We start from the raw sequence: 20,958 nt of genomic DNA on the forward strand, positions 1-20,958 counted from the left end.
CTGTTCCCATGCCGAACACAGAAGTTAAGCTCCTTAGCGCCGATGGTAGTTGGACTGACGTTCCGCTAGAGTAGGACATTGCCAGGCAATTCATCATATGGATGCGATGAGCCGATATTGAGACCGTGAGGTCTCTTTTTTTATGTCTAAATATATTATCTATAATTCGTAAATAGCTTATTAAAAAATGGAATAGTACAGAATTAATTGTTTTAGACGTTTTTAATATGTTGTCAGTCGAGTGACTGAATTGAAGTTCAAGGTCTCAACGATGACTCATCCAAATTGAATTCTAATTCTGGTCTATTCCTTCTATTTATACTGTAAGCGCTTTAATAAGAGCATTAACATGCTTTTCTAATTTATCTTCTGGAATACCTCCAAAGCCAATTAAAAATGTAGGATGTTGTACTTTTTTATCTTTGTAAGTATAGGGCGTTAATTTAAGATTGAATTTTTTTGTTCTTTTTATGCATTCTTGTAATGTTAATTTATTTTTAACTACAAGTGTGAAATGCATTCCTGTTAATGCTCCTTCAATTTTCAATTGTGTTTTATAAGGTGCCAATTTTTCTAAAATAAAATTTAACTTGTTTTTATATATTTTTCTCATTTTATTAAGATGACGTTCAAAACTACCAGTTGCCATAAATTGCGCAACCATATGTTGAAGATGTACAGGCACAGTATTACTTTCAATATATTGCATCTTTTTAAATAAACTTATTAGCTTATTTGGTAAGACGATATAAGCCATACGACAACTTGGATAAAGTGATTTTGAAAATGTGCTAATATATATTACTTTTTGCTGTTTATCTAAATTCTGCAATGCTGGAATAGGTTTTCCAAAATATCTAAATTCTGAATCATAGTCATCTTCTATAATATATCGCTCCTCCTTTTGTTGCGCCCATTTTATAAGTTGTGTTCTTTTCTTTAAACTCATCACATATCCTGTTGGGAATTGATGAGATGGCGTAATATATAAAATATCATTATTTTTTTGGAAGACTTCATCAATATTAATTCCATCATTTTCTACTCTAGCTTGTGTATAACTTATTCTATGCTTATCTAGCACATGTTTAATGGGTGGATAACTAGGTTGCTCTATAATAAATGATGAATCTTTTAATAAGTCAGTGACTATATTTAATAATTGCTCAGTTGAAGAGCCAATGATAATTTGATTTGGATGACAAGACACTCCTCTACTATTAAATAAATAATGAGAAATTTGTTGTCTTAAGTTAAATTCCCCTTGAACACTTCCTTTGCTCAAAAGTTCGATTTGATCTTTTTCAAATGCCTCTTTAGCATATCTTTTAAATAAATGGTTAGGAAAATGTTCAGCATCAATTTCAGCTAAATTGAATTGATACTGATAAGTATTTTCTTGTGTAGCTTTATCAATCTCTAATATATTATTTATCTCTGGATAACTATTTGTTACTGGCAATGATTGTATTTCTGAAACATAATAACCTGAACGCGGTTTTGAATATATAAACCCTTCGTCTAAAAGTAACTGATAGGCATGCTCAATTGTAGTATGACTAAGTGATAAATGTTCACTCAATTGTCTTTTTGATGGGAATTTATCATTTGATTCATATACGCCTTCAATAATTTGTTTTTTTAGCTTTTCATACAAAGAAATATATAATGATTTTTTCTTCGGCATAAATCTGACCCCTAAATTTTTATTAAAATTGTACCTTTTTAAACATCAGTTTATACTTTAAAATAAATTTAATCAATTGAAAAGGGGTTTTATAAATGTCTAAAATTGTAGGATCTGAAAGAGTTAAACGCGGTATGGCTGAAATGCAAAAAGGCGGCGTCATTATGGATGTTGTTAATGCTGAACAAGCTAGAATCGCAGAAGAAGCTGGAGCAGTAGCTGTTATGGCTTTAGAACGCGTACCATCTGATATTAGAGCAGCTGGGGGTGTAGCACGTAGTGCAAATCCTAAAATTGTTGAAGAAGTAATGAATGCTGTTTCAATTCCAGTAATGGCTAAAGCACGTATTGGACATATTACAGAAGCACGTGTGTTAGAAGCTATGGGTGTAGACTATATTGATGAATCTGAAGTTCTTACTCCGGCAGATGAAGAATTTCACTTAAGAAAAGATCAATTTACTGTACCTTTTGTATGTGGTTGCCGTAATTTAGGAGAAGCAGCGCGACGTATTGGTGAAGGTGCAGCTATGTTACGTACTAAAGGAGAACCTGGAACAGGTAACATTGTAGAAGCTGTACGTCATATGAGAAAAGTTAATTCAGAAGTAAGTCGTCTAACTGTAATGAATGATGACGAAATTATGACTTATTCTAAAGAATTAGGTGCACCATACGATGTATTAAAGCAAATTAAAGAAGCTGGTCGCTTGCCAGTGGTAAACTTTGCAGCTGGTGGTGTAGCAACACCTCAAGATGCTGCTTTAATGATGGAATTAGGTGCTGACGGGGTATTTGTAGGTTCAGGTATTTTTAAATCTGAAGATCCAGAAAAATTTGCAAAAGCCATTGTTCAAGCTACAACTCATTATCAAGATTATGAATTAATTGGAAAATTAGCAGCTGAATTAGGAACTGCAATGAAAGGCTTAGATATAAATAAAATTTCATTAGAAGAACGTATGCAAGAGCGTGGTTGGTAATTTATGAAGATTGGTGTATTAGCGTTACAAGGTGCAGTACGTGAACACATTCGTCACATTGAATTAAGTGGTCACGAAGGTATAGCAGTTAAGAAAGTGGAACAATTAGATGAAATTGATGGTCTGATTCTCCCTGGTGGCGAATCTACAACTTTAAGAAGACTTATGGATTTATATGGTTTTAAAGAAAAATTACAACAATCCGATTTGCCAATGTTTGGAACTTGCGCTGGTCTTATAGTGCTTGCAAAAAATGTAGAAAGTGAGACAGGATATCTAAAAAAATTAGATATTACTGTTGCACGTAATTCCTTTGGTAGACAAGTAGACAGTTTTGAAGCTGAGTTAGACATTAAAGGTATTGCTAAAGATATAGAAGGTGTCTTTATAAGAGCGCCACATATTGTTAGTGTGGAAAATAATGTAGAAATACTAAGTTATATTAATGATAAAATAGTAGCTGTTAAGCAAGGAAAATACTTAGGAGTATCCTTCCATCCAGAATTAACAGATGACTATCGCATAACTCAGTATTTTATTGAACATATGATTAAATAAAAAAGCTTGAGACTTTGGTCTCAAGCTTTTTCTTATTAAATGAAGAATCCAGCGATAGCAGCTGAAATAAACGATACAAGTGTTGCACCGAATAGTAACTTAATGCCGAAACGTGCTACGACATCACCTTTTTCAGAGTTAAGTGATTTAATCGCGCCAGAAATAATACCGATAGAACTAAAGTTAGCAAATGAAACTAGGAATACAGAAGTAATACCTTTTGCATGCTCAGAGAGGCCCTTCAAGCTTCCAAGTGATTGCATGGCAACAAATTCATTAGATAATAGTTTTGTTGCCATAACTGAACCTGACTTAACTGCATCGTGCCAAGGTACACCAGCTAAGAAAGCAAATGGCGCAAATACAAAACCAATTAACGTTTGGAAATCCCATTTAATTGCTCCGCCAGAAATTAAACTAAAAATACCACTTACAAGGCCATTTAATAAAGCAATGATTGCAATATAGCCAATTAACATTGCACCAACGATAACTGCTACTTTGAAACCATCTAAAATATATTCACCTAACATTTCAAAAAAAGATTGTTTTTTAGTTTCTGATTCATCCACTAGCAATTTATCATCTTCTTCATTAACTTTATAAGGGTTAATAATAGAAGCAATAATGAAACCACCAAATAAGTTTAATACAACCGCCGTAACAACGTATTTAGGTTCAATCAATGTAAAATATGCACCGATAATAGATGCAGATACAGTAGACATTGCAGAAGCAGTTAAAGTATATAAACGTTGTTTAGGAATGTATGGTAATTGTTGTTTTAATGAAATAAACACTTCAGATTGTCCAAGAATCGCAGCTGCTACTGCATTATATGATTCTAAACGCCCCATACCATTAATTTTAGAAATTAAGAACCCTAATACATTAATAATCCATGGAAGAATTCTAGTATATTGTAAAATACCAATTAATGCTGAAATAAATACGATTGGTAATAAGACACTAAAGAAGAAAGGTGGATTTTTTGGATCTACAAATTTAAATCCTCCAAAAACAAAGTTAACTCCTTCAGCAGCTTTTTGTAATAAGTAATTAAATCCATTTGAAATACCACCAATAATTGTAATACCAGCAGTTGTTTTCAAAAGAATAAATGCGAATATAAGTTGGATAATTAGCAATAATCCAACATAGTGCCAACGAACATTCTTTTTGTCTGAGCTAAATAAAAATGCTAGCGCTAAAAAGACAATAATCCCAATAATCCCAATAAGAATATGCATAATTCTACTCCTTTAAAATTCTCTTTATCTTATATAATACAATAAAATAATAGAAGTAACACCAATAATTTTAAATTTAAAAAACAAATTGGTTGAAAAAGGTCAAAGTTGCCCATATAATATAGTCAAAGAAGGTCAAAAGAGGTGGTAAATCATGCACAACATGTCTGACATCATAGAACAATACATTAAACAATTATTTGAAGAAAGTAATAAAGATGTGGTAGAAATTCAAAGAGCAAATATTGCTCAACGTTTTGATTGTGTGCCTTCTCAACTTAACTATGTTATCAAAACAAGATTTACGAATGAACATGGTTATGAAATAGAAAGTAAACGTGGTGGCGGAGGATATATCCGAATCACAAAAATTGAAAATAAAGATGCAACGGGTTATATTAATCATCTATTGCAATTAATAGGTCCTTCAATATCTCAACAACAAGCATATTATATAATTGACGGTTTGTTGGAAAAAGGATTAATTAGTGAAAGAGAAGCAAGAATGATTCAAGTGATTATTGATCGTGAAACACTATCAATGGATGTTGTTTCTAGAGATATTATTAGGGCAAATATTCTCAAACGATTATTACCTATCATTAATTACTATTAATAAATAATAAAGAAAAGCGAGGTGTCTATGTGTGCTTTGCGAAAATTGTCATTTAAATGAAGCAGAGGTTAAACTCACAGTAAAAAGTAAAGATGGTACTTCTGAAAAGTGGGTATGTTCAGAATGTGCTCAAGGAGAGCATCCTTGGAACCAACAAGAACATGATGCGTCACATTCAGAGTTCCAAGATGATATTGAAGAAGCCTTTGTAGTCAAACAAATCTTACAACATTTAGCAACTAAACACGGATTAAATTTTCATGAAGTAGCATTTCAAGAAGAAAAACGATGTCCTACATGTAATATGACATTGAAAGATATAGCTCATGTTGGTAAATTTGGATGTGCAAATTGCTATGCAGTATTTAAAGAGGATATTGTTGATATTGTAAGACGAGTACAAGGTGGACAATTTGAACATGTAGGCAAGATGCCTCGTTCTTCACATCATAAACTGGCAATAAAAAAACAAATTGAAGAAAAAACGAATTACTTAAATATATTAATTGAAAAGCAAAATTTTGAAGAAGCAGCTGTCATTAGAGATGAAATTAAAGCCTTGAAACATGAAAGTGAGATGGAACATGATGAATGATATGGATGCACATATTAGTGAATGGATGAAAGAAACAGATGAATCTCCCATTGTAATGTCTTCGCGTATTCGTTTAGCACGTAACTTAGAAAATCATGTTCATCCTTTAATGTTTCCATCTGAACAAGCAGGTTTTAGAGTAATCAATGAAGTACAAGATGCACTACCTAATTTATCTTTAATGCGTTTAGATACCATGGACCAACAAAGTAAGATGAAATTAGTAGCTAAGCATTTGATTAGTAAAGAGTTGATTAAACAACCAGCTTCAGCAGTACTATTAAATGAAGATGAATCCTTAAGTATTATGATTAACGAAGAAGATCATATACGTATTCAAGCAATGGGGAATGATTTATCGCTGACAGATTTATATCAAAAGGCTTCAGACATTGATGATATGCTTGATGAACAATTAGACATTAGTTTTGATGAAGATTTAGGCTATTTAACCACTTGTCCTACAAATATTGGGACAGGAATGCGAGCAAGTGTGATGCTTCATTTGCCTGGATTATCTATAATGAAACGTATGAATCGTATTGCGCAAACAATTAATCGTTTTGGATTTACAATTCGAGGTATATATGGAGAAGGTTCACAAGTTTATGGTCATATTTATCAAATTTCAAATCAGCTTACATTAGGTAAGACGGAAAAAGATATTATTGACCAGCTTACAGAAATAGTTCAACAAATTATTAATGAAGAAATGCAGATTCGTGAACGTTTAACACGATATAGTGAATTAGAAACGCTTGACCGTATTTATCGTTCATTAGGTATATTGCAAAATAGTCGTATAATATCAATGGAAGAAGCATCATATAGATTAAGTGAAATTAAGTTAGGTATAGATTTAGGATATTTAAATTTAAGTAATTTTAAGTTTAATGAATTAATGGTAAGTATCCAATCTGCCTTTTTATATAATGATGAAGATGAAAGTGTATCTGTAAATGAAAAACGGGCAAATATATTAAGAAAACATACAAATTAGGAGGTTGTAAACGATATGTTATTTGGTAGATTAACTGAACGTGCACAACGTGTATTAGCACATGCACAAGAAGAAGCAATTCGTTTAAATCATTCAAATATTGGTACTGAGCACTTATTACTTGGATTAATGAAAGAACCTGAAGGTATTGCTGCTAAAGTACTTGAAAGTTTTAATATTACTGAAGATAGAGTTATTGAAGAAGTTGAAAAATTAATTGGTCATGGACAAGAACATACAGGTACTTTGCACTATACTCCAAGAGCTAAAAAAGTCATTGAATTATCAATGGATGAGGCAAGAAAATTGCATCATAATTTTGTAGGTACAGAACATATTTTATTAGGTCTAATTCGTGAAAATGAAGGTGTAGCAGCACGTGTATTTGCTAACTTAGATTTAAATATTACTAAAGCGCGTGCACAAGTAGTAAAAGCGTTAGGCAGTCCTGAAATGAACACTAAAAATGCAACTGCAAATAAATCAAATAACACTCCTACATTGGATGGATTAGCACGAGATTTAACTGTTATTGCTAAAGACGGTACTTTAGATCCAGTTGTGGGTAGAGATAAAGAAATTACACGTGTTATTGAAGTATTAAGCCGTAGAACTAAAAATAATCCTGTACTTATCGGTGAGCCAGGTGTAGGTAAAACAGCTATTGCTGAAGGACTTGCACAAGCTATTGTGAATAATGAAGTGCCAGAAACTCTAAAAAATAAACGTGTAATGTCACTAGATATGGGAACAGTCGTAGCAGGTACTAAATATCGTGGTGAATTCGAAGAACGATTGAAAAAAGTAATGGATGAAATCCATCATGCAGGTAATGTAATTTTATTCATTGATGAATTGCATACACTAGTTGGTGCTGGTGGTGCAGAAGGTGCAATTGATGCATCTAATATTTTAAAACCAGCGCTAGCACGTGGTGAATTACAATGCATTGGTGCAACAACATTAGATGAATATCGTAAAAACATCGAAAAAGATGCTGCATTAGAACGTCGTTTCCAACCTATTCAAGTTGATGAACCTTCTGTAGAAGATACTGTTGCTATTCTAAAAGGTTTACGTGATCGCTACGAAGCTCACCATCGTATTAATATTTCTGATGAAGCACTGGAAGCGGCTGCTAAATTAAGTAACCGCTATGTATCTGATCGTTTCTTACCAGATAAAGCAATCGATTTGATTGACGAAGCAAGTTCAAAAGTAAGACTAAAAAGTCACACAACACCAAGCAATTTAAAAGAGATTGAACAAGAAATTGAAAAAGTTAAAAATGAAAAAGATGCTGCAGTGCACGCTCAAGAATTTGAAAATGCAGCTAATTTAAGAGATAAACAATCAAAACTTGAAAAACAATATGAAGATGCTAAAAATGAATGGAAGACTTCTCAAGGCGAACAATCAACTTCATTATCTAAAGAAAATATTGCTGAAGTTATTGCCGGATGGACAGGTATTCCATTAACTAGAATAAATGAAACAGAATCAGATCGCTTGCTTAATTTAGAGGAAACATTACATGAGCGAGTAATTGGACAAAACGATGCGGTAACTTCTATTAGTAAAGCAGTACGTCGTGCCCGTGCAGGACTAAAAGATCCTAAACGTCCAATCGGTAGTTTCATTTTCTTAGGACCAACTGGTGTAGGTAAAACAGAACTTGCTCGTGCATTAGCTGAATCAATGTTTGGTGAAGAAGACGCAATGATACGTGTTGATATGAGCGAATTTATGGAGAAACATGCTGTGAGTCGTTTAGTTGGAGCGCCTCCTGGTTATGTAGGCCATGATGATGGTGGTCAATTAACTGAAAAAGTTAGACGTAAGCCGTATTCTGTCATCTTATTTGATGAAATTGAAAAAGCACATCCAGATGTGTTTAATATCTTATTACAAGTACTTGATGATGGTCATTTAACTGATACAAAAGGACGTCAAGTTGATTTCCGTAATACGGTTATCATTATGACATCAAATGTAGGCGCTCAAGAATTACAAGATCAACGTTTCGCTGGATTCGGTGGAGCATCTGAAGGACAAGATTATGAAACAATTCGTAAAACTATGATGAAAGAACTTAAAAATTCATTCCGCCCTGAGTTTTTAAACCGTGTAGATGACATTATTGTTTTCCATAAATTAACAAAAGACGAACTTAAAGAAATTGTTACTATGATGGTAAATAAATTAACGAAACGTTTATCAGAACAAGATATCAATATTGTAGTTACTGATAAAGCAAAAGAAAAAATTGCTGAAGAAGGTTATGATCCTGAATATGGTGCCCGTCCGTTAATTAGAGCAATTCAAAAAACGGTTGAAGATAATTTAAGTGAATTGATTCTTGAGGGTAATCAAATTGAAGGAAAAGAAGTCACAATTGATCATGATGGTAATGAATTCAAATATGATATCCATGATAAACAAGAAAATAATATAGAAGATACAAAAGAACCAGCAACAGAAGAATAAAATGAGCTTAAATTCGGAGTCTAGGAGTCATTAAATCCTAGGCTCTTCTTTTCATTTATATATATATTTACATTTGTCATTATAACTGGATACATATAAAATAGATATGTTCAAAAAAATCGGAGGTGCAGTTTTGGCCAAGAAAAAAGTAATTTTCGAATGTATGGCTTGTGGATATCAGTCTCCTAAATGGATGGGAAAATGTCCGAATTGTGGTGCTTGGAATCAAATGGAGGAAATTATTGAAAAGACTTCCAACCCAAAGCATGGCGTAAAGGCAAAAGAAACACAAGCAAAAGTACAGAAATTAAATAGTATTAAGCATGAGGCAACACCAAGAGTTCAAACGGACTCTAAAGAATTTAATCGTGTACTTGGTGGCGGAATTGTTAGTGGATCACTCGTACTGATTGGCGGCGACCCAGGTATTGGGAAATCTACATTATTATTACAGATTTGTGCATCGTTATCACAAAAGCTCAATGTACTTTATATCACGGGTGAAGAATCACTAAATCAAACGAAATTGCGGGCAGACCGTCTAGAGGAAGACTCTAGTAATTTAAATGTACTAGCTGAAACAGATCTAGAAGTTATTCATCAAACCGTGGCACAAGAGCGCCCAGATATACTTGTTGTCGATTCAATTCAAACTATTTATCATCCTGAGATTAGTTCAGCACCTGGCTCAGTATCACAAGTTCGAGAAAGTACACAAAGTTTAATGAATATTGCGAAACAAATGAATATCGCAACCTTTATAGTAGGTCATGTAACAAAAGAAGGACAAATTGCGGGTCCGAGACTATTAGAACATATGGTGGATACAGTTTTATACTTTGAAGGTGATGAACACCATGCTTATCGAATTTTAAGAGCTGTTAAAAATCGATTTGGTTCAACGAATGAAATGGGTATTTTTGAAATGAAACAAAGCGGTCTTAAAGGTGTACAGAATCCTTCAGAAATGTTTTTAGAAGAGCGCTCTACAAATGTTCCAGGTTCAACAATTGTGGCTACTATGGAAGGGACACGACCACTATTGATTGAAGTACAATCTCTAGTAACACCAACTACATTTAATAATCCACGACGAATGGCCACAGGTATCGACCACAATCGACTCAGTTTGCTTATGGCTGTTTTAGAGAAAAAAGAAAACTACCTTTTACAACAACAAGATGCTTATATTAAAGTAGCAGGTGGAGTAAGACTTACTGAACCAGCAGTGGATTTAAGTATTATAGTAGCGACTGCTTCAAGTTTTAAAGATAAAGCTGTAGATGGTTTGGATTGTTATATTGGTGAAGTTGGATTAACTGGTGAAGTAAGACGTGTATCACGTATCGAGCAACGTGTACAAGAAGCGGCCAAACTAGGATTCAAGAGAGTGATTATTCCTCAAACGAATATAGGGGGATGGACATTCCCAGAAGGTGTTCAGGTCATTGGCGTGACAACGGTACATGATGCTTTGAAATATGCATTTAGTAATCGCTCATCATAGGTATTTAAAGGGATGATAACGTATGAAGGTATTAAAAGGAATTGTTATTGTAATCTACATTGTTCTTGGTTCAGCTTTCGGAATCATGTTAATTCCAGAAATTTTAAATGATCTAGGTATTAATCATCAACCCATTTATATAAATCAATATGTTGATGGTTTAATTGGAATCATTGTATTCTTTCTAATATTTGGATTGTTTATTAATAAAGTAACACGACTACTTAAGGAAGCTGAAATATGGATTATGCAACGTAGTGCAGTAGAAATATTGTTTGCTACACTAGGATTAGTCGTAGGTTTATTTATTTCAGTGATGGCTTCATTTATTTTAGAAATGATAGGAAATTCTCTATTAAATCATCTCGTGCCTATTATCATTACATTATTATTATGCTATTTAGGCTTCCAGTTTGGTTTGAAAAAGCGTGATGAAATGCTCATGTTTTTACCAGACAATATAGCACGTTCAATGTCTAACAATAACATAAGCGCGATACCTAAATTGCTAGATACAAGTGCAATTATTGATGGAAGAATTTTAGATATTATTAAATGTGGGTTTATAGATGGAGAAATTCTTATTCCCCAAGGAGTTATAAATGAATTACAGGTGGTTGCAGATGCTAAGGATAGTATCAAACGTGAAAAAGGACAACGTGGATTAGATATTTTAAATGCACTTTATGATTTAGACTATCCAACTCGTGTGATTCATCCTCAAAAATCTCATAGTGATATTGATGAACTATTAGTTAAATTAGCTCAACTCTATCATGCTCATGTCATTACAACCGATTTCAACTTGAATAAAGTATGTCATGTTCAAGGGATTACTGCATTAAATGTTAATGATTTATCAGAAGCAATTAAACCAAATGTTCATCAAGGGGATCGACTGAATATTTTATTAACTAAAATGGGTAAAGAACCTGGTCAAGGTGTAGGATATCTAGACGATGGAACAATGGTTGTTGTAGATAATGCCAAATCTTTTATAGGAAAACAGGTTGAATTGGAAGTAATCAGTTTATTACAAACATCATCTGGTCGTATTATATTTGCTAAGATTATAGATGAACCATTAAGTTAATAATAAAAAAGGGGTTTCATGTGAAACGTAATAATTTATGAAACATTGTATAACATTTCGTTATGAGATGTTTATGAGTGAAGTAACAACAATAGCAATAGACTTATCAAACTAGTCAATTAATGCTACAATAATGAAGAAATGCGAAGTTGATCTAGGTATAGATTAGAATTTAAAGTTATTCAAAAACGATTCTTTAACGATTGTTTAGGATAACTTTTTTCTAATGAAAGAAATCATCCGCTATAAAGAATGAATAACAAAATTAGGAGTGAAACGAATGAGTGAACGCGTAAGAGTAAGATATGCGCCAAGTCCAACTGGATATTTACACATCGGAAATGCAAGAACTGCATTATTTAATTATTTATTTGCTAAACATTATAATGGAGATTTTGTAGTACGTATTGAAGATACAGATAGTAAAAGAAATCTTGAAGATGGCGAATCTTCACAATTTGATAATTTAAAATGGTTAGGATTAGATTGGGATGAATCTATCGATAAAGACAAAGGCCATGGTCCTTATCGTCAATCTGAACGTGCAGATATTTATAATCCACTTATTCAACAATTATTAGACGAAGATAAAGCATACAAATGTTACATGACTGAAGAAGAATTAGAGGAAGAGCGTGAAGCTCAAATTGCTCGTGGAGAAATGCCACGATATGGCGGTAAACATGCACATCTAACTGAAGAACAACGTCAACAATTTGAAGCTGAAGGACGCAAACCAGCTATTCGTTTCCGTGTTCCACAAGATAAAACGTATACATTTGATGATATGGTTAAAGGAGAAATTTCTTTTGACTCTAATAATATTGGAGATTGGGTTATCGTGAAAAAAGATGGCGTACCTACGTATAATTTCGCGGTAGCAGTAGATGATTACTATATGGAAATTTCTGATGTTATTCGTGGTGATGACCATGTGTCAAATACACCTAAGCAATTAATGATTTATGAAGCATTTGGTTGGGAACCACCACGTTTTGCACATATGTCTTTAATTGTAAATGAACAACGTAAAAAATTAAGTAAACGAGATGGCCAAATTTTACAATTTATCGAGCAATATCGTGATTTAGGCTATTTACCTGAAGCGTTATTCAATTTTATCGCCTTACTAGGTTGGTCTCCTGAAGGTGAAGATGAAATCTTTTCTAAAGAAGAATTTATTAAGATTTTTGATGAAAAACGTCTTTCTAAATCTCCAGCAATGTTCGATAGACAAAAATTAGCTTGGGTTAACAACCAATACATGAAAACAAAGGATACAGAAACAGTATTTGAACTTGCTTTACCACACTTGATTAAAGCAAATTTAATTCCTGAAAATCCAAGTGAAGATGATAAAGAATGGGGACGCAAATTAATTGGTCTTTATCAAAAAGAAATGAGTTATGCAGGTGAAATTGTTCCGTTATCAGAAATGTTCTTCCATGATATGCCTGAATTAGGTGAAGCAGAACAAGAGGTGTTAAATGGTGAACAAGTTCCTGAATTAATGTCTCATTTATATGGCAAATTAGAAGCACTTGAACCATTTGAAGCTGCTGAAATTAAGAAATCGATTAAAGAAGTACAAAAAGAAACAGGTATTAAAGGTAAACAATTATTTATGCCTATTCGTGTAGCAGTGACTGGTCAAATGCATGGACCTGAATTACCGAATACAATTGAAGTATTAGGGAAAGAAAAAGTATTATCTCGTTTAAAAAAATATGTTTAAAAAGATGCTAATATAATACATCAGATACACATATTTAAACTTGAATTTTTATAAAAAACTTCTTATGATAAGACTAAACATATATCAAAGGATTAGTAAATATACGATAATGTTATTAGAGAGTATGCGGTTGCTGTGAGCATATCATTATCTATATCGAATGCACCTTTGAATATTTAATTAAATATGGAAATGAGTATGATAAGGTAGACTGATATATTCATCAACTTACTTATCTAAAATGAAGAGTGGAACCGTGCAATAGCGCCTCTAGCAGTAAATGTTAGAGGCGCTTTTTTAAAATATTTGAATGATACATGGACTGTAAGATATTCATAACATATAGAAAATGGGGAGGGCGAGCATCTTGATAAAAAGAATTAAAGATGATGTGAAAATGGTATTTGAACAAGATCCTGCAGCACGTACAACATTTGAAGTTATTACGACTTATGCAGGTTTGCATGCGGTATGGAGTCACTTAATTGCACATAAATTATATAATAAAAAACATTATGTTTTAGCGAGAATGATTTCACAAGCATCTCGCTTTTTTACAGGAATTGAAATTCATCCTGGAGCAAAAATTGGGAAACGCCTATTTATTGATCATGGTATGGGTGTAGTCATCGGTGAAACATGTACGATTGGAGATAACGTAACAATTTATCAAGGTGTTACACTTGGAGGTACAGGTAAAGAAAAAGGGAAACGTCATCCAGATATTGGAGATAATGTTTTAATTGCAGCGGGATCAAAAATTTTAGGAAATATCCAAATTGATTCTAATGTTAATATTGGTGCGAATTCAGTAGTCTTACAATCTGTGCCAAGTTATACAACAGTTGTAGGCATTCCGGGTCATATTGTTAAACAAGAAGGAAAACGAATTGGTAAAACATTTGATCATCGTAATTTGCCTGACCCATTATTTGAACAAATTAAGCAACTAGAACGACAATTGGAAAAAGCTAAGAACGGAGAGATTAAAGATGATTACATTATATAATACTTTAACACGTCAAAAAGAGACGTTTAAGCCTATTGAGCCTGGTAAGGTGAAAATGTATGTATGTGGTCCTACAGTATATAACTACATTCATATTGGTAATGCCCGTCCGGCAATCAATTATGATGTCGTGCGTCGATATTTTGAATATAAAGGTTATACGGTTGATTACGTATCTAATTTTACTGATGTAGATGATAAGCTCATTAATCGTTCTAAAGAGTTAAATGAAAGTGTACCAGAAATTGCTGATCGATATATCAAAGCATTCTATGAAGATGTAGGTGCCCTCAATGTTAAAAAAGCGACGTCTAATCCACGAGTAATGAATCATATGGATGAAATCATCGAATTTATTAAACAACTTGTAGATGAAGGCTACGCATATGAAAGCAACGGAGATGTGTATTTTAGAACACGTAAATTTGATGGATATGGTAAATTAAGCCATCAGTCTATTGATGATTTAAAAGTTGGCGCTCGTATAGAAGCAGGTGAACAAAAAGAAGATGCACTGGACTTTACGCTATGGAAAAAGGCAAAACCAGGAGAAATTTGTTGGGAGAGTCCATTTGGAAAAGGACGCCCAGGATGGCATATTGAATGCTCTGTAATGGCCTATCATGAATTAGGAAAAACAATAGATATCCATGCAGGGGGATCAGATTTACAATTTCCACATCATGAAAATGAAATAGCACAGTCTGAAGCACACAACCATGCGCCATTTGCTAATTATTGGATGCATAATGGTTTTATCAATATTGATAATGAAAAAATGAGTAAATCACTAGGCAATTTTATTTTAGTACACGATATTATTAAGGAAATTGATCCAGATGTATTACGTTTCTTCATGATTAGTGTTCACTATAGAAGTCCAATCAACTATAACCTTGAATTAGTGAATGCTGCTAAAAGTGGATTAGAGCGTATACGTAATAGTTATCAATTAATTAAAGAAAGGGAAACAATTGCAACTGATTTAGAAACACAGACAGATTATATTGATCAAATTAATGATATTTTAAAACACTTTGAAACTGTAATGGATGACGACTTTAATACAGCAAATGCAGTAACTGCATGGTATGATTTAGCGAAATTAGCTAATAAATATGTGCTAGAAAATACAACATCTACTAAAGTGATTCAACGTTTTAAAGAAGTATATCAAATTTTTAGTGACATATTAGGTGTGCCGTTAGAAGGAAAAGAAAATGATGTATTACTTGATGAAGACGTAGAGAAACTGATTGAAGAACGTAATGAAGCACGTAAAAATAAAGACTTTGCTCGAGCTGATGAAATTAGAGACATGTTAAAAGAACAAAATATTATTCTTGAAGATACGCCTCAAGGTGTAAGATTTAGAAGAGGCTAATATGGATGCTAAGCTACTAAATCCACTAACGTTAGCTTATATGGGAGATGCTGTATTGGATCAGCATATACGTGAATATATTGTGCTTAAATTACGAAGTAAACCGAATCGCTTACACCAAGTATCAAAACAATATGTATCTGCAAAGAGTCAAGCACAAACGCTTGAGTTATTAATAACAAAGGAATGGTTCACTGAAGAAGAACTAGATATTGTTAGAAGAGGTCGCAATGCTAAAAGTTATACGAAAGCTAAAAATACAGATGTACAAACGTATCGTAAAAGTTCAGGCTTGGAAGCTGTTATAGGATTTCTTTATTTAGATCATCGAAGTGAGCGGTTAAATGAGTTACTTGATACGATTGTACAAATTGTTGATGAAAGGTAGTGAACACAGTGGAAGATATCGTTATTGTCGGTAGACACGCTGTTAAAGAAGCAATTGTGTCTGGTCATACAATAAATAAAATTTGGATACAAGAAGGAATAAGAAAGCAGCAAATTAATGATATTTTAAAAAATGCTAAAGCACAGAAATTGATTATACAAACTGTCCCAAAATCCAAATTAGATAATTTAGCAAATGCACCTCATCAAGGTGTAGCTGCACTTATTGCACCATACGAATATGCAGATTTTGATCAATTTATTCAATCTCAAAAAGAAAAAAAAGACCTTTCTACAGTAATTATTTTAGATGGGTTAGAAGATCCACATAACCTTGGTTCTATCATTAGAACGGCAGATGCAAGCGGTGTAGATGGAGTGATTATCCCTAAGAGACGTTCTGTCGCCCTTACACAAACCGTTGCAAAAGCGTCAACAGGCGCGATTCAACATGTTCCAGTGATGCGTGTTACAAATTTATCAAAAACAATTGATGAGTTGAAAGATAATGGATATTGGGTAGCAGGAGCAGAAGCGGATAATGCTACAGATTACCGTAACATGGCTGCTGATATGCCATTAGCTATCGTAATTGGCAGTGAAGGGCAAGGTATGAGTAGGTTAGTTAAAGATAAATGTGATTTCTATATTAAAATTCCTATGGTAGGTCATGTTAATAGCTTAAATGCTTCTGTGGCTGCAAGTTTAATGATGTATGAAGTATATCGTAAACGACATCAAATTGGAGATACACAATGAAAGATAGATATCTAATTATTGATGGTTACAATATGATTGGTCAATCGAGAGAATTGAGTAAAGTAGCGAGAGAAAGTTTAGAGGAAGCGCGTGAACAACTCTTAGATGTAATTGCCAATTACAATGCAGTTGTCGCTGATGAAATTGTATGTGTATTTGACGCATATGAACAATCTGGTATAGAAAGAGAATACATTTATCATGGTGTTAAAACAGTTTTTACGAAAGAAAAAGAAACTGCAGATAGTTATATTGAGCGTTACGTATATAATTTATACAATAAACATACGACTCATATTACTGTAGTGACCAGTGATATGAGCGAACAACATGCTATTTTTGGAGCAGGTGCGTATCGAGTTTCATCAAGAGAAATGTGGCGAGATTTAGAAGAGAACGCAATGACTGTTAGTAAATCGGTAGATGATTTTAATGAACGTAAACCAAGAACTCGAATTTCGTTATCAAAAGATGTACTTGCAGAATTTGAAAAAATAAGACGAGGATATGGTAAAAAACATAAATAAGACAGTCTTGCCATTCAAAAGATGAGTCTTATACAATGTGCCTAACTTATAAAGAAAGGTTTTGTATATGACTTATCATTTTCAACAACTAGAAGATATATTTAAAGCTTTTCAATATAGCCAAAATACATTGGAGCAAGAACAGTTATTTGAAAACATAATAAATGTAATACGTCCTACACTTATTATGAAGTTTAGAGTGTTAGGTGTAGATCATCAAGAAATAGAAGATTTAATTCAAGATACCACGTTAAAGATATACTTAGCTTTACACACATTTAACTTTAATACGACCATTCCATTCGAACATTATTTAAATCGGCTAGTGTATTCTGTAAAAAAAGACTTTTGGAGAAAACGTTACGCTTTTAATCAACGTCAACAAATGTTAATTAATGAATGCATAGTAGAATATCGTTTAAATCAAATGACAAAACGGACAGAAGAACTATATTTAACTAGTTTAGGTAAAGAAGATTTGATAGATAGTTTTAGGAAGTTGAGTGGATTTGAAAAAGAAGTTGCCAATTTGCTTCTACTTGATTATTCACCAGCAGAAATAGCAAAACAACTAAATGTAAAAGATAAAGTAGTTTACAATAGTATTCAACGTTGTAAAATGAAAATGAAGCAATATTTATTAAAGTACAAATGCTAAGTATTTTAAAACAAGTTTGACAGTTTATTATAAATTTATGTATAGTATACTGGTATTATTATGAGCAAAGGTGAATTGATGTGAGAAAAGTACCTTTAGTTTGTGAAATGTGTGGTAGTAGAAACTATAATGTACCTAAAAAAGAAACATCAGCTAAGAGATTACAACTGAAGAAATATTGTTCTAGATGTAATGAACACACAATGCATAAAGAATCAAAGTAATGAGTGTATAAGCTGATACTTTGAAAAGCATGGAGGTAAGGTTATGGCTAAAGATAAAGACGCAAGTAAGAATAAAGAAAGTTTCTTCCAAGGCGTTAAAAATGAAATGGAAAAAACAAGTTGGCCTACGAAAGAAGAACTTTTTAAATATACTGTTATTGTAGTAGCTACAGTAATTTTCTTTATGGTATTTTTCTGGGTATTAGACGTAGGTATTGGTAATTTAATTCAATTATTTAGATAAGAGTAAGGAGTGACAACATGTCTGAAGAAGTTGGGGCTAAGCGTTGGTACGCAGTGCATACGTATTCTGGATATGAAAACAAAGTTAAAAAGAATTTAGAAAAAAGAGTAGAATCAATGAATATGACAGAGCAAATTTTTAGAGTTGTCATACCTGAAGAGGAAGAAACACAAGTTAAAGATGGAAAAGCAAAAAAACAAGTTAAAAAGACATTTCCTGGATATGTTTTAGTAGAACTTATTATGACAGATGAATCATGGTACGTTGTACGTAATACACCAGGTGTTACAGGATTTGTTGGTTCAGCAGGTGCAGGCTCAAAACCTAATCCATTACTTCCCGAGGAAATGAGATTCATCTTAAAACAAATGGGACTTAAAGAAAAAACAATCGATGTGGAATTAGATGTAGGTGAACAAGTTCGCATCAAATCAGGACCATTTGCAAACCAAGTTGGAGAAGTTCAAGAAATTGAAGCAGATAAATTTAAATTAACTGTATTAGTCGATATGTTTGGTAGAGAAACACCAGTTGAAGTAGAATTTGATCAAATAGAAAAATTATAATCAATTTAAATCGTAAAGTATGATTTGCTTAAAAAGATGAAATTTTACTATTGATTTTTAATTAAATTTAATGTTAAAATAATGTGGTCGCGTTTTTAAAGCGCTCATTTCGTCACGAAATGTTTATGAGTGGGAGGGCAAAACTGAGCCCTGTGACCACATCACGATATCAAGGAGGTGCACATCGTGGCTAAAAAAGTAGAAAAAGTAGTTAAATTACAAATTCCTGCAGGTAAAGCGAACCCAGCACCACCAGTTGGTCCAGCATTAGGTCAAGCAGGTGTGAACATCATGGGATTCTGTAAAGAATTCAATGCACGTACACAAGAACAAGCAGGTTTAATCATTCCGGTAGAAATCAGTGTATATGAAGACCGTTCATTTACATTCATTACTAAAACTCCACCGGCTCCAGTACTACTTAAAAAAGCAGCTGGCGTTGAAAAAGGTTCTGGTGAACCAAATAAAACTAAAGTTGCTACAGTAACTAAAGATCAAGTACGTGAAATTGCTCAAACAAAAATGCAAGATTTAAACGCTGCAGACGAAGAAGCAGCTATGCGTATTATCGAAGGTACTGCACGTAGTATGGGTATCACTGTACAATAATTATTTAATGAAAATTAGTTTGAACTTGAAATAAACTGATAGACGATAGCAGGTAACAGAAACGACAACATATATTGTCTATGATTAGTCTCTAGTAAATTAATATTTATTATTGACATCATCTGTTATCTGCTCTTAACTTGTGTAAATCACACAAGTAAGCGTGGGAGGAAATTCCGCTAAAACCACTAAAGGAGGAACAATAAATGGCTAAAAAAGGTAAAAAGTATCAAGAAGCAGCTAATAAAGTTGATCGTACTAAATACTATAGTGTTGAAGAAGCGATTAAATTAGCTAAAGAAACTAGTATCGCTAACTTTGATGCATCAGTTGAAGTAGCATTCCGTTTAGGTATTGATACACGTAAAAATGACCAACAAATCCGTGGTGCAGTAGTGCTACCAAACGGTACTGGTAAATCACAACGTGTATTAGTTTTCGCTAAAGGCGATAAAATTACAGAAGCAGAAGAAGCAGGCGCAGATTACGTAGGTGAATCTGAATATGCTCAAAAAATCCAACAAGGTTGGTTCGACTTTGACGTAGTAGTAGCTACACCAGACATGATGGGTGAAGTTGGTAAATTAGGTCGTGTATTAGGACCTAAAGGTTTAATGCCAAACCCTAAAACTGGCACAGTAACTATGGACGTTAAAAAAGCTGTAGAAGAAATCAAAGCAGGTAAAGTTGAATATCGTGCTGAAAAAGCAGGTATCGTACATGCTACAATCGGTAAAGTATCTTTCGACGAAGACAAATTAGTTGAAAACTTTAATGCTTTACAAGATGTTTTAGCTAAAGCTAAACCAGCATCTGCTAAAGGTACTTACTTCAAATCTGTTGCTGTAACTACAACAATGGGTCCTGGAGTTAAGGTAGATACTTCTTCATTTAAAATTTAATTTTAAATATATAAATAGATTATAGACTGGTAGATAATCATTGCTTCTTTTGAGAAAAAGATAGGATAAATTTTCTTCCAGTCTTTTTTAAAAAACAATTGACATATTACAATAAACAAGTTATATTATTTATTGTGATTATTTTACCTAAGACAGTAGGAGTTAATTTTTAACTTAA

The 20,958-nt window shown here is 33.0% G+C and carries 22 protein-coding genes, 1 rRNA gene and 1 other annotated feature (1 of these 24 only partly in view); of the genes, 21 read left to right on the top strand and 2 right to left on the bottom strand.

Annotation, left to right across the window (positions count from 1 at the left end):
- Nucleotides 1–87, top strand: a 5S ribosomal RNA gene (gene rrf / locus AC2FB1_RS07090); the annotation flags it as partial.
- Nucleotides 88–316: 229 nt separating this feature from the next.
- On the opposite strand, the gene pdxR is transcribed toward rrf, so the two are convergent.
- Nucleotides 317–1,687 (bottom strand): MocR-like pyridoxine biosynthesis transcription factor PdxR, encoded by a 1,371-nt coding sequence (pdxR, locus tag AC2FB1_RS07095; RefSeq protein ID WP_490674567.1) that lies wholly within the window; start codon nucleotides 1,685–1,687, stop codon nucleotides 317–319.
- A 95-nt stretch (nucleotides 1,688–1,782) separates the two neighbouring features.
- On the opposite strand from pdxR, the gene pdxS reads away from it, so the two are divergent.
- Together pdxS and pdxT are read left to right on the top strand one after the other, a co-directional pair.
- A complete protein-coding gene (gene pdxS, locus AC2FB1_RS07100; protein ID WP_490674568.1) occupies nucleotides 1,783–2,670 on the top strand; it encodes a pyridoxal 5'-phosphate synthase lyase subunit PdxS in 888 nt (295 codons plus the stop codon).
- 3 nt (nucleotides 2,671–2,673) lie between these two features.
- Nucleotides 2,674–3,228 carry a pyridoxal 5'-phosphate synthase glutaminase subunit PdxT gene (pdxT, locus tag AC2FB1_RS07105; protein WP_490674569.1) on the top strand — a complete coding sequence of 185 codons (555 nt, stop codon included), beginning with the start codon at nucleotides 2,674–2,676 and terminating at the stop codon, nucleotides 3,226–3,228.
- A gap of 35 nt (nucleotides 3,229–3,263) precedes the next feature.
- On the opposite strand, the gene AC2FB1_RS07110 is transcribed toward pdxT, so the two are convergent.
- The gene (locus AC2FB1_RS07110) at nucleotides 3,264–4,478 is read right to left on the bottom strand and encodes a NupC/NupG family nucleoside CNT transporter (protein WP_490674570.1); all 1,215 of its coding nucleotides are present in this window, start codon (nucleotides 4,476–4,478) and stop codon (nucleotides 3,264–3,266) included.
- A gap of 154 nt (nucleotides 4,479–4,632) precedes the next feature.
- On the opposite strand from AC2FB1_RS07110, the gene AC2FB1_RS07115 reads away from it, so the two are divergent.
- The 18 genes from AC2FB1_RS07115 (at nucleotide 4,633) to rplA (ending at nucleotide 20,780) form a co-directional block, all read left to right on the top strand.
- A complete protein-coding gene (locus AC2FB1_RS07115) occupies nucleotides 4,633–5,094 on the top strand; it encodes a CtsR family transcriptional regulator (RefSeq protein ID WP_490674571.1) in 462 nt (153 codons plus the stop codon).
- A gap of 31 nt (nucleotides 5,095–5,125) precedes the next feature.
- A complete protein-coding gene (locus AC2FB1_RS07120; RefSeq protein ID WP_490674572.1) occupies nucleotides 5,126–5,689 on the top strand; it encodes a UvrB/UvrC motif-containing protein in 564 nt (187 codons plus the stop codon).
- Nucleotides 5,682–6,689 carry a protein arginine kinase gene (locus AC2FB1_RS07125; protein ID WP_490674594.1) on the top strand — a complete coding sequence of 336 codons (1,008 nt, stop codon included), beginning with the start codon at nucleotides 5,682–5,684 and terminating at the stop codon, nucleotides 6,687–6,689. The genes AC2FB1_RS07120 and AC2FB1_RS07125 overlap by 8 nt, the downstream gene beginning before the upstream one ends.
- Before the next feature lie 15 nt (nucleotides 6,690–6,704).
- Nucleotides 6,705–9,176: an ATP-dependent Clp protease ATP-binding subunit gene (locus AC2FB1_RS07130; RefSeq protein ID WP_490674573.1), complete on the top strand. Its 2,472-nt coding sequence runs from the start codon at nucleotides 6,705–6,707 to the stop codon at nucleotides 9,174–9,176.
- A gap of 133 nt (nucleotides 9,177–9,309) precedes the next feature.
- Nucleotides 9,310–10,683: a DNA repair protein RadA gene (gene radA / locus AC2FB1_RS07135; protein WP_490674574.1), complete on the top strand. Its 1,374-nt coding sequence runs from the start codon at nucleotides 9,310–9,312 to the stop codon at nucleotides 10,681–10,683.
- 22 nt (nucleotides 10,684–10,705) lie between these two features.
- The gene (locus AC2FB1_RS07140; RefSeq protein WP_490674575.1) at nucleotides 10,706–11,776 is read left to right on the top strand and encodes a PIN/TRAM domain-containing protein; all 1,071 of its coding nucleotides are present in this window, start codon (nucleotides 10,706–10,708) and stop codon (nucleotides 11,774–11,776) included.
- A 280-nt stretch (nucleotides 11,777–12,056) separates the two neighbouring features.
- A complete protein-coding gene (gene gltX, locus AC2FB1_RS07145; protein ID WP_490674576.1) occupies nucleotides 12,057–13,511 on the top strand; it encodes a glutamate--tRNA ligase in 1,455 nt (484 codons plus the stop codon).
- A gap of 349 nt (nucleotides 13,512–13,860) precedes the next feature.
- On the top strand, nucleotides 13,861–14,520 hold the full coding sequence (gene cysE, locus AC2FB1_RS07150; protein ID WP_490674577.1) for a serine O-acetyltransferase: 660 nt from the start codon (nucleotides 13,861–13,863) through the stop codon (nucleotides 14,518–14,520).
- Nucleotides 14,504–15,904, top strand: coding sequence for a cysteine--tRNA ligase (cysS, locus tag AC2FB1_RS07155; RefSeq protein WP_490674578.1), 1,401 nt, complete (start codon nucleotides 14,504–14,506; stop codon nucleotides 15,902–15,904). Before cysE ends, cysS begins: the two co-directional genes overlap by 17 nt.
- Nucleotide 15,905: 1 nt before the next feature.
- Nucleotides 15,906–16,292, top strand: coding sequence for a Mini-ribonuclease 3 (locus tag AC2FB1_RS07160; RefSeq protein WP_490674579.1), 387 nt, complete (start codon nucleotides 15,906–15,908; stop codon nucleotides 16,290–16,292).
- 8 nt (nucleotides 16,293–16,300) lie between these two features.
- Nucleotides 16,301–17,050, top strand: a complete 750-nt coding sequence (rlmB, locus tag AC2FB1_RS07165) for a 23S rRNA (guanosine(2251)-2'-O)-methyltransferase RlmB (RefSeq protein ID WP_490674580.1) — start codon at nucleotides 16,301–16,303, stop codon at nucleotides 17,048–17,050.
- The gene (locus tag AC2FB1_RS07170) at nucleotides 17,047–17,577 is read left to right on the top strand and encodes an NYN domain-containing protein (RefSeq protein ID WP_490674581.1); all 531 of its coding nucleotides are present in this window, start codon (nucleotides 17,047–17,049) and stop codon (nucleotides 17,575–17,577) included. Before rlmB ends, AC2FB1_RS07170 begins: the two co-directional genes overlap by 4 nt.
- Nucleotides 17,578–17,644: 67 nt before the next feature.
- A complete protein-coding gene (locus AC2FB1_RS07175; RefSeq protein WP_490674582.1) occupies nucleotides 17,645–18,235 on the top strand; it encodes a sigma-70 family RNA polymerase sigma factor in 591 nt (196 codons plus the stop codon).
- An 80-nt stretch (nucleotides 18,236–18,315) separates the two neighbouring features.
- Nucleotides 18,316–18,459, top strand: a complete 144-nt coding sequence (gene rpmG / locus AC2FB1_RS07180; protein WP_049336738.1) for a 50S ribosomal protein L33 — start codon at nucleotides 18,316–18,318, stop codon at nucleotides 18,457–18,459.
- A 43-nt stretch (nucleotides 18,460–18,502) separates the two neighbouring features.
- Nucleotides 18,503–18,703, top strand: a complete 201-nt coding sequence (gene secE, locus AC2FB1_RS07185) for a preprotein translocase subunit SecE (protein ID WP_490674583.1) — start codon at nucleotides 18,503–18,505, stop codon at nucleotides 18,701–18,703.
- A 17-nt stretch (nucleotides 18,704–18,720) separates the two neighbouring features.
- A complete protein-coding gene (nusG, locus tag AC2FB1_RS07190) occupies nucleotides 18,721–19,269 on the top strand; it encodes a transcription termination/antitermination protein NusG (RefSeq protein ID WP_002449028.1) in 549 nt (182 codons plus the stop codon).
- Between the two features lie 186 nt (nucleotides 19,270–19,455).
- On the top strand, nucleotides 19,456–19,878 hold the full coding sequence (rplK, locus tag AC2FB1_RS07195) for a 50S ribosomal protein L11 (protein WP_001832298.1): 423 nt from the start codon (nucleotides 19,456–19,458) through the stop codon (nucleotides 19,876–19,878).
- A 206-nt stretch (nucleotides 19,879–20,084) separates the two neighbouring features.
- A complete protein-coding gene (gene rplA / locus AC2FB1_RS07200; RefSeq protein WP_490674584.1) occupies nucleotides 20,085–20,780 on the top strand; it encodes a 50S ribosomal protein L1 in 696 nt (231 codons plus the stop codon).
- Nucleotides 20,781–20,908: 128 nt separating this feature from the next.
- Nucleotides 20,909–20,958 (top strand) — a sequence feature (ribosomal protein L10 leader region) (it continues 104 nt past the right edge of the window).

This window comes from Staphylococcus sp. CoH_129_LAB_1, from assembly GCF_058191515.1.